This is a genomic window from Janibacter limosus (assembly GCF_004295485.1).
In the GTDB taxonomy this organism is placed as follows: domain Bacteria; phylum Actinomycetota; class Actinomycetes; order Actinomycetales; family Dermatophilaceae; genus Janibacter; species Janibacter limosus_A.
The window spans coordinates 3,057,530-3,071,456 of the sequence record NZ_CP036164.1 but is presented as its reverse complement, the minus strand read 5'-3'; the positions used below and the strand labels follow the sequence as shown (position 1 = coordinate 3,071,456).

12 protein-coding genes are annotated in these 13,927 nt (G+C 70.4%); 2 read left to right on the top strand and 10 right to left on the bottom strand.

Going from position 1 to position 13,927, the window contains the following annotated elements; all coding sequences use genetic code 11:
• Positions 1–8: 8 nt before the first annotated feature.
• From EXU32_RS14715 to EXU32_RS14700, 4 genes are all read right to left on the bottom strand, one after another.
• Positions 9–1,511, bottom strand: a complete 1,503-nt coding sequence (locus EXU32_RS14715) for a SulP family inorganic anion transporter (protein ID WP_130631222.1) — start codon at positions 1,509–1,511, stop codon at positions 9–11.
• Positions 1,512–1,634: 123 nt separating this feature from the next.
• Positions 1,635–3,332, bottom strand: a complete 1,698-nt coding sequence (locus tag EXU32_RS14710) for a GMC oxidoreductase (protein ID WP_130630581.1) — start codon at positions 3,330–3,332, stop codon at positions 1,635–1,637.
• A gap of 172 nt (positions 3,333–3,504) precedes the next feature.
• A complete protein-coding gene (locus EXU32_RS14705; protein WP_130630580.1) occupies positions 3,505–3,741 on the bottom strand; it encodes a hypothetical protein in 237 nt (78 codons plus the stop codon).
• A gap of 64 nt (positions 3,742–3,805) precedes the next feature.
• Positions 3,806–4,681, bottom strand: a complete 876-nt coding sequence (locus EXU32_RS14700) for a sigma-70 family RNA polymerase sigma factor (protein WP_130630579.1) — start codon at positions 4,679–4,681, stop codon at positions 3,806–3,808.
• Between the two features lie 188 nt (positions 4,682–4,869).
• On the opposite strand from EXU32_RS14700, the gene EXU32_RS14695 reads away from it, so the two are divergent.
• Positions 4,870–5,799, top strand: a complete 930-nt coding sequence (locus EXU32_RS14695) for an oxidoreductase (RefSeq protein ID WP_130630578.1) — start codon at positions 4,870–4,872, stop codon at positions 5,797–5,799.
• Between the two features lie 110 nt (positions 5,800–5,909).
• Here EXU32_RS14695 and EXU32_RS14690 read toward each other — a convergent pair whose 3' ends face one another.
• On the bottom strand, positions 5,910–7,136 hold the full coding sequence (locus EXU32_RS14690; RefSeq protein ID WP_130628815.1) for an IS110 family transposase: 1,227 nt from the start codon (positions 7,134–7,136) through the stop codon (positions 5,910–5,912).
• A 730-nt stretch (positions 7,137–7,866) separates the two neighbouring features.
• Here EXU32_RS14690 and EXU32_RS14685 point away from each other — a divergent pair.
• Positions 7,867–8,916 (top strand): HNH endonuclease signature motif containing protein, encoded by a 1,050-nt coding sequence (locus EXU32_RS14685; protein ID WP_242612803.1) that lies wholly within the window; start codon positions 7,867–7,869, stop codon positions 8,914–8,916.
• A gap of 156 nt (positions 8,917–9,072) precedes the next feature.
• Here the strand turns inward: EXU32_RS14685 and EXU32_RS14680 are convergent, their stop codons facing one another.
• The 5 genes from EXU32_RS14680 to EXU32_RS14660 all read right to left on the bottom strand — a co-directional run bounded on the left by EXU32_RS14680 (position 9,073) and on the right by EXU32_RS14660 (position 13,807).
• Positions 9,073–10,836 carry an AMP-binding protein gene (locus EXU32_RS14680; RefSeq protein WP_130630576.1) on the bottom strand — a complete coding sequence of 588 codons (1,764 nt, stop codon included), beginning with the start codon at positions 10,834–10,836 and terminating at the stop codon, positions 9,073–9,075.
• A gap of 98 nt (positions 10,837–10,934) precedes the next feature.
• Complete coding sequence (locus tag EXU32_RS14675; RefSeq protein ID WP_130630575.1) at positions 10,935–11,972, bottom strand: zinc-binding dehydrogenase; 1,038 nt, start codon at positions 11,970–11,972, stop codon at positions 10,935–10,937.
• Between the two features lie 5 nt (positions 11,973–11,977).
• Positions 11,978–12,292 (bottom strand): type II toxin-antitoxin system PemK/MazF family toxin, encoded by a 315-nt coding sequence (locus EXU32_RS14670; RefSeq protein WP_130630574.1) that lies wholly within the window; start codon positions 12,290–12,292, stop codon positions 11,978–11,980.
• A 4-nt stretch (positions 12,293–12,296) separates the two neighbouring features.
• Positions 12,297–12,530: a ribbon-helix-helix domain-containing protein gene (locus EXU32_RS14665; RefSeq protein WP_130630573.1), complete on the bottom strand. Its 234-nt coding sequence runs from the start codon at positions 12,528–12,530 to the stop codon at positions 12,297–12,299.
• Positions 12,531–12,592: 62 nt separating this feature from the next.
• Entirely contained in the window at positions 12,593–13,807 is a 1,215-nt protein-coding gene (locus EXU32_RS14660) for an ATP-binding protein (RefSeq protein ID WP_130630572.1), read from the bottom strand.
• Between the last annotated feature and the right edge of the window lie 120 nt (positions 13,808–13,927).

The window sequence follows — 13,927 nt, the reverse complement described above, 5'->3', positions numbered from 1 at the left end:
TGCCGGGATCAGTGCATCCCGAGGTCACCGCTGAGCCGGTCATGGCGCTCGGCGCTCGCCGCGTTGAGCCCGGTGACCTCGACGCTCTTGCCCTTGCGCTCGTACTTGGTGACGATCGCGTCGAGCGCCGCGACGGTGGAGGCGTCCCAGATGTGGCTGTCGGTGAGGTCGATGCGCACCCGCGGCGGGTCGCCGATGTAGTCGAACTGCGTGTAGAGGTCGTTGCTCGAGGCGAAGAAGAGCTCACCGGTGACGCGGTAGACGGCGGTGACGCCCCCTTCGTCCTCCACGATCTCGCGGTGGGTCTGCGTGAGGTGAGCGACGCGGCGGGCGAAGAGGACCATCGCCACGAGCACGCCGACGACGACACCGATCGCGAGGTTGTGGGTCGTCACGGTGACGGCGACGGTGGCGAGCATGACGGTGGTCTCGGACTTCGGCATGCGGCGCAGGGTGGCGGGGCGGATCGAGTGCCAGTCGAAGGTGCCGACGGAGACCATGATCATCACGGCGACGAGCGCGGCCATCGGGATGAGGCCGACGATGTCGCCGAAGCCGACGACGAGGACCAGCAGGAAGACCCCGGCAAGGAAGGTCGAGATCCGGGTGCGCGCCCCCGACGCCTTGACGTTGATCATCGTCTGCCCGATCATCGCGCAGCCGCCCATGCCGCCGAAGAACCCGGTGATGACATTGGCCGCGCCCTGGCCGCAGGCCTCGCGCGTCTTGTCGGAGTGGGTGTCGGTGATGTCGTCGACGAGCTTGGCCGTGAGCAGCGACTCGAGCAGGCCGACGAGGGCCATGGCCAGGGCGTAGGGGCCGATGATCTGCAGGGTCTGCCAGGTGAGCGGTACGTCGGGGAGGAAGAGCGCCGGCAGGCTGTCGGGCAGCTGTCCCTGGTCGGCGACGTCCGGGACGCTGATGCCGCCCAGCAGGACGAAGGCGGTGAGCGCGACGATCGCGATGAGCGGCGCGGGGATGACGGCCGTGAGCCGGGGGAACTGGACGATGATCGCGATGCCGACCACGATCATCGGGTAGACGAGCCACGGCACGTCGACGAGATGGGGGATCTGCGCGATGAAGATGAGGATGGCCAGCGCGTTGACGAAGCCGACCATCACCTGGCGGGGGATGAAGCGCATCAGCCTCGCCGCGCCGGCCAGCCCGAGCGCGATCTGGATGACACCGGCGAGCAGGACGGTCGCGATGAGGTAGTCGTAGCCGTGCTCGTGCATGAGCGGGGCGATGACGAGCGCGACGGCACCCGTGGCCGCCGAGATCATCGCCGGTCGGCCGCCGAGGAAGGCGATCGACACCGCCATGGTGAAGGACGCGAAGAGCCCCACCCGCGGGTCCACCCCGGCGATGATCGAGAAGGAGATCGCCTCGGGGATCAGGGCCAGCGCGACGACGAGCCCGCCGAGGACCTCGGTGCGCAGCAACCGCGGGGAGCGCAGTGCCGCCCGCACGGAGATCTCGGGGGACGTGGTGTCGGTGGCAGGAGGCATGGCGGTGCTCACGGGGATCCGTCCGGGGGTGGATGACAACGGGCCGGGGCGCATCGCGCCCCGGCCCGGCCAGACTACGACGCTGGCGTGGTCACCCCTTTGTCCCGGGTGTTGTCTGCGTCCCTACCGTCCGTCGGCGATGACCTTGGCGATGTTGCGCTCGGCCAGGGCGGTGATGGTCAGTGAGGGGTTGGCCGTGCCCGTGCTCCCGGGGATGGCCGCGCCGTCCATGACGTAGAGACCGCGGTGGCCCTTGACCCGGCCGTAGGAGTCGGTGGCCTCGCCGATCACCGCGCCGCCGAGCGGGTGCGCGGTGAAGCTCGTCCCGACGTCCGGGACGCCGAGGACCGGGACGCCGGTCCCCACGCCGTTGGCCGCAGCGACCTTGTCCTGCATGGCGCGCAGCGCGTCCTCTGCGGCCTTGTTGCCGTCCTTGGGCCAGTCGAGGATGACGCGGTCCTTGGCGGCGCTGTAGACGAAGCGCGCCCGGGCCGGGTCCATCGCCATGCCGAGCGAGCCGAGGATGCCGGCGTTGACCTGCAGCCCGAGCGTGTACCAGCTCTCCATCCGGGCAGGGATGTCTCCGGACCGGTCGAGGATCGTCGATGCGGAGGGCGAGCCCTGGGCAAGACCCTGCGACGTGCCCAGGAACTGGGCCATCGCCGCGTCGCCGTTGGTGCCGAAGCCCTCGCCGACGGAGTCGTCGAGATTGCGGAGGGTGCCCTCCGCCTTGGCGCGCACGAGCAGCTCGGAGGTGCCGACGCTGCCGGCCCCGAGGACGAGCCGGTCGCAGGTGAGGGTCCGCTCCTGCAGGACCCGTCCCGTGGGGTCGACGATGTGCAGGTCGACGGTGTAGCGACCTCGGCTGTCCTGGCCGATGCGGTCGACGACGTGCCAGTGGTGGACCGTGACCTTGCCCGTGGCCTCGGCGGCGGGCAGGTAGTTGAGGGTGAGGTCCCACTTGGCGCCGTTGGCGTTGCCGTAGTTGCTCTCGCCGATCGTCGCCGAGCGGCGCGAGCGCCCCTGCAGCTCCTTGCGCACGACCTCCCAGTCCCAGATGCCGTCCAGCTGCTCGATCTCGTAGCCGGCCGTGCGGGCGTGCTTGTCCCACCGTCGGGAGTGGCCGAAGGGGGGAGCCTGGTAGATGTCGTCCGGCATCGGCGAGGCGTTGAGCATCGTGCGCGCCTTGGGGTACCACTTCTCGTGCATCTCGCGCTGGCTGACGGTGCCGCCGAAGAGGTGCTCGAAGTACTCCTTGGGCGGCTCGAGGAGCACGCCGGTGAAGACGATGGAGCCACCGCCGACCGCTGCCCCGCGCCACACGCGCAGGTGCTCGTAGATCGTGTCGTCGAGGACCCCGCCGAACTTGTCGACCGGGTGTGCGAGTCCGAGCAGGTCCTTGATGCTGCGCTTGTGCCACACGCCTCGACCGTCGAGTGCGGTGTCAGCAGCGTGGATGCGGCGCCACGGGTCGCGCGGCCAGCGGGAGCCACGCTCGAGCATCGCGACGCGGGCACCGGCCTGGCCCAGACGCAGCGCGCTGACGCTGGCGCCGAATCCGGTCCCGATGACGATGACGTCGGTGTGCGAGGCGACCTGCTGGGGCGCCCGGAAGATCTCGGGGACGGCCGCCTTGTGGGCGATCGCGGCCGTTCGGTCCGCGACGCTCAGGGCGCCCGTCGAGTCCAGCGCGTCCAGCGGGTCCGTGAGATCCGGGACCGGGATGCCCGGCAGGGACAGGGCCGAGGCGCTCGCGGGCAACGCGGCGAGGGCCGCGGCGCCACCGGCACCAGCGAGGAGGGAGCGACGACTGGGGTGCATGGCGGGGACCTCCCGGGCGGCACAGGGATCCCGCAGCACCGCCGTTGGTGGACAAGTGACCCGACAGTAGCCGGTCCGACCGCCAGCTCGCTCGGGGAGTGCGACGGGGATCGCAGAGCGGCTGACGAAGGGAGGGCGCGGGGCCCTCCCTTCGTCGCTGGGTGGGTGGAGCTCAGTCCTGCGGCAGGTCCGCGAAGGTCGCCTTGGTCGCGTTGTACCAACCCAGCGCCTTGCGCGGGCGCAACCAGCGCTTCTTCATCTCGTTGCGGGCGGGCTGGTGGGCCGCGTCGCCCTCCTTCTCCATCGCCTTGAGGTGCTGGTCCTGGGCGTTGATGACGTCGTCGGCGCTCTCGCCCTGGTGGGCGAGGTCGCAGGGGCCGCCGAGCTGTCGGCAGGTCATGGTCTTCATGTCGAGTCTCCTGTACGGGTGTGTCTGTGCAGTGTTGACGAGCGGGGAGGTGCGGATGTGACGCTCAGCCGCGTCGGGTGTCGGTGCGACGGGTGACCCGGGCGAGCAGCTCGGGGTCGGCGCGGAAGGTGATGCCCTGCACCAGACCGTCCTCGAGGGTGAAGTCGAAGAGCACCTTGGCCTCGCCCTTGAGGAACCACGCGGCGGCAGGTCGCTCGTCGACGAGCACGGCGAGGGCCGAGTGTGCGCTGCCGTTGAAGAACTCGGCGATCTGCTGCCGGCCGTCGATCCGCTCGGGGGTGCCGGTGGCGATGGCGGCGGCGTCCGCGGTGATCGCGGCATCCGGAGCGAGCAGCGAGAGAAGGGAGTCGAAGTCGCCCTCTCGGGCGGCCGCCATGAAGGCGTCGACGATCTCCCAGTCATGTGTCCCCGCTCCCTGAGGTGCGAGGCCGTCCGCGGCCGAGCCTCGAAGGGACCGAGTCCGCACCTTGCCCCGTGCGCGCGAGGCGAGCTTGCGGGCCGCGGCCGGGGTGGTGTCGAGGATCGCGGCGATGGTGGCGAAGTCGAAGCCGAAGCTGTCGTGCAGCACGAAGGCGGCGCGCTCGCCGGGGGTGAGCCGCTCGATGACGGCCTGGAGGGCGACGCCGACGGTGTCGGCCAGGACGATGTCGTCGGCGATGTCCGGTGCGGCCTCCTCGGGCTCGATCTCGCTGTGCGGCAGAGGGGTTCGCGACTTGAGGCGGTCGAGGCACAGCCGGGTCGTGACGGTGGTCAGCCACGCGGGCAGCGACTCGATGTCGGTGTCCGTGCCGTGCAGCCGCAGCCAGGCCTGCTGCACGATGTCCTCCGCCTCGGCGTGGTCGCCGAGGATGCGGGCGGCGAGCCCGACGAGCCGTGGTCGCTCCTGCTCGAAGTCCTCGGTCTGCGCTGCGGTGTCCATGGCCCTACCTCCCGTGTCGATGCTGTCACTGATCTGACGAGCGGGGTGGGCCAGGTGTGACCTCATCGGCCTTTGTCGTCACCGTGGGCACCAAGGCGTTCTCGCGATCCCGAGTCCTGAGTGGGCCCCACGCTCCGCGTGGGCGGTTGCGAAGCAACCGTCTCGAAGGACGGTGGCAGGGTTGCCCCATGACACGCACCCGCAGCACCTGGTCCCTGGACAGCATGCCCGACCAGAGCGGACGCACCGTGGTGATCACCGGTGCCAACTCAGGGCTGGGAGCCGTGACCGCACGGGAGCTGTCCGCGCGCGGAGCCGCCGTGGTCCTCGCCTGCCGTGACATGTCGAAGGGAGAGCAGGTCACCTCGTCGCTGCCCGGCGCCGAGGTCGTGCGTCTGGATCTGGCCTCGCTGGAGTCGGTGCGTGAGGCGGCGGACGAGATCCGTGGACGGCACGAGCGGATCGACCTGCTGGTCAACAACGCGGGGCTGATGATGACGCCTCGGGGCGTGACGCAGGACGGTTTCGAGCTGCAGGTGGGCACCAACCACCTGGGGCACTTCGCGCTGACCGGGCTGCTGCTCGACCGGCTGCTCGTGACGCCCGGCTCCCGGGTGGTCACGGTGACGAGCTTGGCCCACCGGTGGGGTGGCGGGGTGCTGGACTTCGACAACCTGCAGGCCGAGCGTGGATACGACTCGATGGGCGCCTACGGCCGGTCCAAGCTGACCAACCTGCTCTTCACCCACGAGCTGCAGCGACGACTGGCGGAGGCGCGCGCGCAGACCATCGCGGTCGCGGCGCACCCCGGTCTCTCGCGGACGTCCTTGGCCCGCTACCTGCCTCTCCCCGTGCGACCGTTCATCGCTGCCGGCACCTGGGTGACCGGCCAGAGCGCGGCGAAGGGGGCCCTGCCCACCCTGCGTGCCGCCACCGACCCGACGGCGGTCGGCAGTGCGTTCTACGGGCCGAGTGGGCCCGGGGAGACGCGGGGTCGCCCGGTTGCCGTGGGTTCGTCCTCGGGCTCGCGGGACCCGGAGGCGATGCGTCGTCTGTGGGAGATCTCCGAGGAGCTCACCGGCGTGCGCCCCCGCTTCGTGCCCGCCTCCGCTGGCTGAGGAGTCCGCGTAGCGGGCGTCTCGAAGCCACTCGTCCACATCCTTCCCAGCCGAAGGGGGCTTGTCCCCAGCTGAAGTGGGTCGCGGAGCGTTGATGCTCCTATTGATTGTCAAGCGGCGGTGAGCCAGGCGCGGTAGGCGTTGGCGAGGTCGTCGTCTCGTCTGGTGCCTCGTTCGAGGGTGGAGATGCGTGCGGGCCAGACGCCGAAGTGTTGGGCGGCGCTGGTCAAGGTGATGTTCTTGGCCTGTCTCATCGGTCGTAGGTCGTCGATGGCGGGCACGGTGATGGTCCGGGTGAGGTATTTGAAGATCTCGCGGGCGATGGCTCGCTTGAGGCGGCGCAGGATCTCCTTGCTGGAGCGGCCTTTGTCGCGTTGTCGCTGGACGTAGCCGCGGGTCTGGGCGTGGCTGACCATGCGCACCAGAGCGATGCGGTGTAGTGCGCTGTTGGCCGCGCGGTCTCCTCCTCGCGACAGCCGGTAGCGGTTGGTTTTGCCCGAGGACGCGGGTACGGGCGCAGTCCCACACAGCGCGGCGAACGACGCCTCGTGGCTGAGGCGTTCGGGGTTGCCCCCGGCGGTGATCAGCAGTTGTGCTGCGGTGTCCGGGCCGACGCCGTGGGCGCCGAGCAGGCCGGGGTTGAGCGTGCGGACGATGGCCGTGATGTCGGCTTCGAGGTCGCTGGCCTGCTCGTCCAAGAAGGCGTGGCGGGCGGCGAGGTCTTTCATCGCTCGCAGCACGGCGCCACCGACCAGGTCATCCCGGTTGGGGCGACAGCGAGCGAGTGTCTCGACCAGTCGAGCGTTGTTCAGGTCGCGGTACTTCTCCCGGATGCCGTCGGGGGCGGTGATCAGGAGTTGTTGGATCTGGTGGATCGTCGCGGTGCGGGCCTTGACGGCTGAGCGTCGCGCGGTGTGCAGGGCGCGCAGACCGAGGATCTTCTCGTCCTTGGGCGCCGAGGTCGATCGCCCCGACAGCACGGCGCGGGCTGCGTGGTAGGCGTCGATGGGGTCGGACTTGCCTTGTTTGCGGCGCACGGTCTTGTCGGGTCGCAGGACTTCCCGCACGTCCATACCGGCCGCGGCGCAGGCCCGGGCGATGCCTGCCCCGTAGGAGCTGGTGCCCTCGATCCCGACACGCTCGATCACGCCATGGGCCTGAAGGAAGTCGGTCGCTGCGCGGTACCCGGCGAGCGTGGTGAGGAATTCTTCGTCGGCGACATCGCGCCCTACAACGGTCACCACGGCCACGTGGATGGTGTCGGCGTGGGTGTCGATGCCGCCGACGACCTCCTCCACGGCTTCGTGGTCTGGGTATGTCGGTGCTGCTGCTGTCATGCTGGAAGCGCCCTTCTCGGCTGTCGTCGACTGGGTGACGTCGGCCGTGGGCGGTCAGACAGGACACTGGTGAGGAACTGCCAAGCTCTTATCAGGTCATGACCGCCCCGGCCGGCGGCGAGCCCGAGGGGCCGGACAGATCAACTGGAAGGCAACCCAACAGGGCGCCAGTCGGAGGGTGAGTCACGACCCCTCGGACCCTGATTCCATCATCAGTGTCGGGGGTCGAAAATATGATCGAGGTATGTCAGAGGCGACGGTGCGGTTTCACGATCCGGGAGTTCTCCCGGGGTTGCGTGACGCGTTGCGTGGCCTGTTGATGAGTGACTCCTCCAGTGTGTGGCAGGCCCCCGACAGTGATGTCGGTGAGGCGTTGGCGTTGGTGGGTCGGTTGCGTCAGCTCACGCAGGCGGCGGAGGTCGCTCTGACGCGTGAGGGCATCTCCCGGGGTCTGCCTGGTGAGTCGTCGTGGTCGCCGGTGGACTGGGTGGGGGTCTGCGAAGGGCGCCGTGCGCCTCGTCCAGAGGTGAGGCACGCGGCGTCGGTGGTGCGGGTGGCCAAGGCCGGTCTGCGGGCTTCGGGGAGCTCGTTGAGCGATCCCGCGCCGACTGGCGCAGCAGCCAAGGACACGTCCACGTCAGACGCGTCTGACGCGGCAGACGCGGGTGGCGGGCAGGGGCCCGCCGGGGTGCCGGCCGTCCTTGCAGCTTTCGCTGCTGGGGATCTGCCGTTGGGCAAGACCGATCAGCTGGTGCGGTTCGAGGAGTCGGTGCGCCGGGTCGCTGACCCGCAGCTGCTGGAGGAGGACCTGGGGATCCTGCTCGGCCACGCTCGTGACGAGGTCGTCGCCACCGGCCCGGACGCACGCTCGCGCACTCGGGTGTCGGGGTTGGACGAGAAGAAGCTGGCGGCGGCGATCACGATGACCGGGCGGATGTTGCGCCCGGACAAGGACCTGCGCGAGGAGGACGATGCCCTGAAGGCGTCCCGGTCACTGACCAAGTCCGCCGGTGCGTGCGGGATGACGCGTTACCGGGTGGACATGGACCCCGAGGGCGCCGCGATCATCGACGCCGCGCTGGCGGCGTTGTCCGCCCCGGTCAAGGGACCAGGCGGTGAGCTCGATGAGCGCACCCCGGCCCGCCGGCGAGCGGACGCGTTGCTGGCGATCATCGGGCGCGGGGTGTCCTCGCCGGGCGAGGCGCCCAAGAGCGACAAGGCCCAGGTCATCGTGACGATCAGCCTCCAGGCCCTGACCGCCGACCTGACGCACGGGCGCTGTGGAGCCTGCGGGCAAGACCTCCCCGTCGGCCCGCTGGGGCAGGCCCTCTCGCCCCCCGGCCAGGCGGCTGCCTTCGACCGGTCGGACCTGTCGGGGCGACCGGGCGGGTGCGGCACACCGGCCACGGGCCACGCAGGTGGCGTCACCGCCACCGGTCAGGTCCTCTCGCCGGCCTCGGTGCGCAAGCTGGCCTGCCAGGCCCAGATCGTGCCCGCGCTGCTGGGGACCGACACCGAGCCCCTGGAGCTGGGCCGCGCGGCCCGCTACTTCACACCAGGCCAAAAACGTGCCCTCTATCTGCGCGACGGAGGCTGCACCTATCCCGGGTGCACCATGCCCGCCCACTGGTCAGACGCGCACCACGTCGACTACTGGTCCCTGGGCGGCAGCACCGACATCGGACGCTCCGCGCTGCTGTGCGAGCGCCACCACACCAAGGTCCACGCCCTCGACCTGACCTGCACCATCACCCCCCGCGGCGTCACCTGGCACGTCTAGCGCACCCGCCCCGCAGCCGGCCCTCACGGACCGGCCCACAGGCATGCGCGCCCGGCGCCGGGCCGTGGTGGCCGGAGCACGTCCTCCCTGGCCGAAGCCGCGGCACAGCTCAACCCCGATCTCGCACGTGATCGAAGCGCGAGCCGGCTGACCTGATCAGCCCCGGTAGAGCGCCTCGATCTCGGCTGAGTAGCGATCGCTGATCGGCTTGCGGCGCACCTTGAGGGTCGGCGTGAGCACGTCGCTGCCCGGCGCCCAGTACTCGGGGAGGACCGCAAACTTCTTGACCTGCTCGACGTGGGAGAGCTTGGCGTTGCCTGCCGTGATGCCCTTGTCGATCTCGGCGATCAGCGCGGGGTGCTCCGCGAGGACCGCCGGGTCCGCTGCGACGCCGGCCCGCTCCGCGAAGACGGCCGCGGCGTCCGGGTCCAGGGTCACGAGCGCGACGTTGTAGGGGCGGGCATCGCCCACGACGACGATCGTGGCCGCGAGTGGCGTGGTCACCTTGAGGGTGTTCTCGATGTTGGACGGCGACATGTTCTTGCCCGCGGCGCTGATGATCAGCTCCTTCTTGCGGTCGGTGATCGTCAGGTAGCCGTCCGCGTCGATCGTGCCGACGTCACCGGTGTGCAGCCAGCCGTCGGAGTCGATGGCCTCTGCGGTCTTGTCCGGGTCACCGCGATAGCCGGGCATGACGCAGTCCCCGCGGAAGAGCAGCTCACCGTCGTCGGCGATCTTCATCTCGAAGCCGGGCAGTGCAGGGCCCACCGTCCCCACCTTGGCCCGCCCGGGCGGGTTGATCGTCCCCGCCCCCGCGATCTCCGACATGCCCCAGATCTCGCAGACGTCGATGCCCAGACCCATGAAGAAGGACAACGTCTCGGGCGCGATCGCCGCGGCACCCGACCAGGCCCAGCGCAGCTCGTCCAGCCCGAGGGCGCTTCGGACCTTGCTCAGGACGAGCTTGTCCGCGAGCCGGTACTGCGCGGCGTCCTTGCCGCGGAGCGGCTCCCCGGCCAGCAGTGCGGCGCCCTGCTTGTCGGCCATCGCCAGGGCCCAGGTCCCGAGCTTCTTCTTCACCGGGCTCTCGGCCGCGGCGACCTTGGCCTCGACGCCCATCTTGATCTTCTCCCACACGCGGGGCACGGCAAACCAGATCGTGGGGCGGGCGTCGGGCAGCGCGGAGGCGATCGCCTTCGGGTCGGCGATATAGCTGATCTGGACCCCCCTCGCCAGTCCGAAGTACTGCGCCGACGCCCGGTCGGCGATGTGGGCGGCCGGGAGGAAGGAGGTGATCCTGTCCCCGAAGCGCACCTCGATGACGCCCTCCGCACCGTGGAGCACGGCCAGCAGGTTGCGGTGGGTGAGCTGGACCCCCTTCGGCGGTCCGGTCGTGCCCGAGGTGTAGATCAGCGTGAGGACGTCGTCCGGCTGCACCGCACGCCATGCCGCCTCGAAGTCGAAGTCGTCAGACCCCAGGCCCTCGAGCTCGGCGAGCGTGTGGGTGGCGCCCTCGGGCTTCCCGTCGATGACGATGAGGTGGTCGAGGGCCACCCCGGACCCGAGGATCGCGGGCAGCAGGGCGGTCTCGGTGACGGCGATCCGGTTGCCCGCGTTGCCGAAGAGGTACTCGACCTGCTCCGGCGCCGACGTGTTGTAGATCGAGAAGGGGGTCATCCCCAGGTGCATCGCCCCGGCGTCGACCCAGGCGAACTCGGGTCGATTGGTGAGCATGATGCCGAGGGTGTCCCCGTGCTGGTAGCCGAGGGCGGCCAGACCTGCGGCGACGGCCCGCACGTGGTCGCCGTACTCGGCCCACGTGACCGTGACGGCATCGCCTGCGGTGCGCAGCGCCACGGCGTCCGGCTCGACGGTCAGGGTCTGCTGGAAGGCTTCGCAGAGAGTGGTGGCGTCGGACATGGCGTCTCCATCACGAGAGCCCTCCACACTGAGGGCTTTGGCCGAGAGTAGGGCCCCGACCACCGCACGACAAGGGTCCGGGGCAGGACGAAGGGGGCTCAGCGCACCGGGTCGATGATCGTCATCCCGGCGACGGTCGCCTGGTCGAAGACGGGCAGCAGCGTGGCCGCCTCGTCCAGCCCGATCGTCCGCTCGACGAGTCGCTGCGGCTGCAGGGCGCCGGACTCGATGAGCGCGAGCATCCCCGGGTAGTCGACGGCGGCCATGCCGTGGCTGCCGAGCAGGTCGAGCTCCCACCCGATGACCCGCGCCATCGGGACCCGGGGGTGACCGTCGATCGGTGGCAGCAGACCGATCTGCACGTGCCGTCCGCGACGGCGCAGGCTGTGGATCGCGTCGGCGCAGGTCTGCTCGCTGCCGACCGCGTCGACTGCCACGTGGGTGCCGCCGCCCGTCAGGGCAGCCACCTCCGCGTCGAGGTCGCGACCATCCGCGACCAGCACGTGTTCGGCGCCGAGATCCGTTGCAAGAGCTAGGGCCTCGGGGTTGCGGTCGACCGCGATGACCCGAGCACCCAGCGCCCGGGAGATCATCACCGCACTCAGCCCGACCCCGCCGGCCCCGACGACGGTGACCCACTCTCCCTTCGTCAGGCGGGCGCGGGCGACGAGTGCCCGGTAGGCCGTGGCGAAGCGGCAGCCGAGGCTCGCCGCGGTGGCGAAGTCGACGCCGTCGGGGAGGGCCACGAGGTTGGTGTCGGCCCCGTGCAGCGCGACCTGCTCGGCGAAGGAGCCCCAGTGCGTGAAGCCGGGCTGCTCCTGATCGGGGCAGACCTGCGCCTCGCCGGCCGCGCACCACTCACAGCGTCCGCACCCGCAGGCGAAGGGGACGGTGACTCGATCGCCGACCTGCCATCGCTCGACCCCGCCGCCGACCCCGGTCACTATCCCCGCGAGCTCGTGGCCGGGGACGTGCGGCCACGCGATGTCGTCGTGCCCGGCCCATGCGTGCCAGTCGCTGCGGCACATCCCGGTCGCCATCACCTGCACGACCACCCCACCCTCGGGGGCGAAGGGGGGAGCCACCTCCCTGACCTCGGGCTGGGCTCGGACGGCGTCGATGACCACGGCTCGCATGCGCGTCATCCTGTCAGCGGCAGCTCCAGGTCGTAGGCCATGACCACAGCGCGTGCGAGCTCGGCCTCTTGTGTGCTCGACAGATAACCGACGGTGCGCCCGAGCAGCTCCACCGGGACGGTGACGACGTTGTCCAGAGCCACGGCGCACTCGGCATCGAGGCCGTTGGCCCGGCCGACTCGCATCTCGCTCGACAGCCCCTTGGCGGTCGTCGTGATGGGCGCGACAGTCACCTTGGTCATCGCCCCGCGGGCGGTCTCACGGGTCAGCACGAGCGCTGGCCGGGTCTTGTCCAGACGCACCAGGCAGATCTCTCGCACGACCTCAGTCCCCGACGGCGACGTGGGCAGCGGTCCACTCGACCACGACGTCGAGATCGTCCGCCGTGCCACGCTCGGTGAGGACGGCAACGTCATGCTCAGCCGCCAGGCGGCGCATCTCTCGCTCCAGCGCAGACGTCACCAGTGCTGCGCGGCTGGGTGCCTCGCCCCTCGCGACGGAGCGGTCGAGGAACTCGACCATCTCGTCGGGAAGGCGGACGGCGATCTGGGTGCTCATGGGCCCCATGGTACCGCAGTGCATCCCGATCTGGGATGCGTCTTGTCAGCGCACGGGCACGCTCAGGTCTGCTCGCGCAGGTACCGCCCGAAGTGCGGAACCGTGAAGGCGATCCGGCCCCGCTCGGCGGAGTAGATCAACCCCTTCTTCAGCAACGCGTCCCGCGCGGGGGAGAGGGACTGCGGCTTCTTGTCGAGGACTCGTGCGACCTCGGAGGTGAGGACGGACTCGATGTCGTCGAGCGACTCCTCTCCCTTCGCCGCGATGTCGGCGGCCACGTCGGCCATCGCCCGCAGGTACTCCCGCTCGCCGGGCGTCGCCCGCTCGTAGCGGGAGCCGAAGAAGCCAACCGCGAGCTCCGACTCGGCCTCGGGTGAGGCGACGCGCACGTCCTCGGCGCGGATCGGCGACTGTGGGGCCTGGTCCCAGACCGCCTTGCCATAGGCCTGGATGAAGTACGGGTAGCCGCCGGTCGCGATGTAGAGCGCGTCGAGCGCCTCCCGCTCGTACTCGGCCAGCTCGTCGGCCGCCGGGGCGGAGAGTGCCCGGTCGGCCTCCTCGCGGGCCAGCCGGTCGATGCGCTGGTAGCGGAAGAGGCGCTCGCTGTAGGACTTGCTCGCCGACAGCACTGCCGGGAGGTGCGGCAGGCCGGCTCCGACGACGATGAGCGGCAGACCCGACTGACTCATCTCGTGGCACGCCGCGCAGATCGCGGAGATGTCCTCCGGCCCGAGGTCCTGCATCTCGTCGATGAAGACGGCGACGCCGCGCCCGAGGTCGGCCGCAAGGCCGCCGACGTCGGTGAAGAGCTCCACGAGGTCGATCTCGATGTCACCGGAGTCGGCGCGGCCCTTGATGGGCGGCGCGTCGATGCCGGGGTTCCACACCTCGCGCAGCTTGGTGCCGGGCTTGGCGTCACGCTGGGCGAAGGACTTGATGACGCCGAGCACGTGCTCGACCTCCTCCTCCTGCGTGTGCCCGAGCTCGCGCACCGCCTGGTGGAGGGCGCTGGACAGCGGCCGGCGCAGCCCCAGCTCGGGCCGGGCCTCGAGCTTGCCCGTGCCCCACTTGGCCCGCACGGCTGCCGATCGCAGCTGGTTGAGCAGCACGGTCTTGCCGACCCCGCGCAGTCCGGTGAGGACGAGTGAGCGCTCGGGCCGCCCGCTGACGATGCGCTTGAGCACGACGTCGAATCGGGTCAGCTGCTCGTCGCGGCCGGCGAGCTCGGGCGGACGCTGGCCGGCGCCTGGGGCATAGGGGTTGGTGATCGGATCCACGATGCGACCGTATCCGCTTGTATAGGCGAAGGGGGATATTGCCGCAGATGCGCACATCGGCGCGTCGCGATCTGGCTGTCTATCGATGTATTTCGCTCCTCGGAGACGGGCTGATTTTTG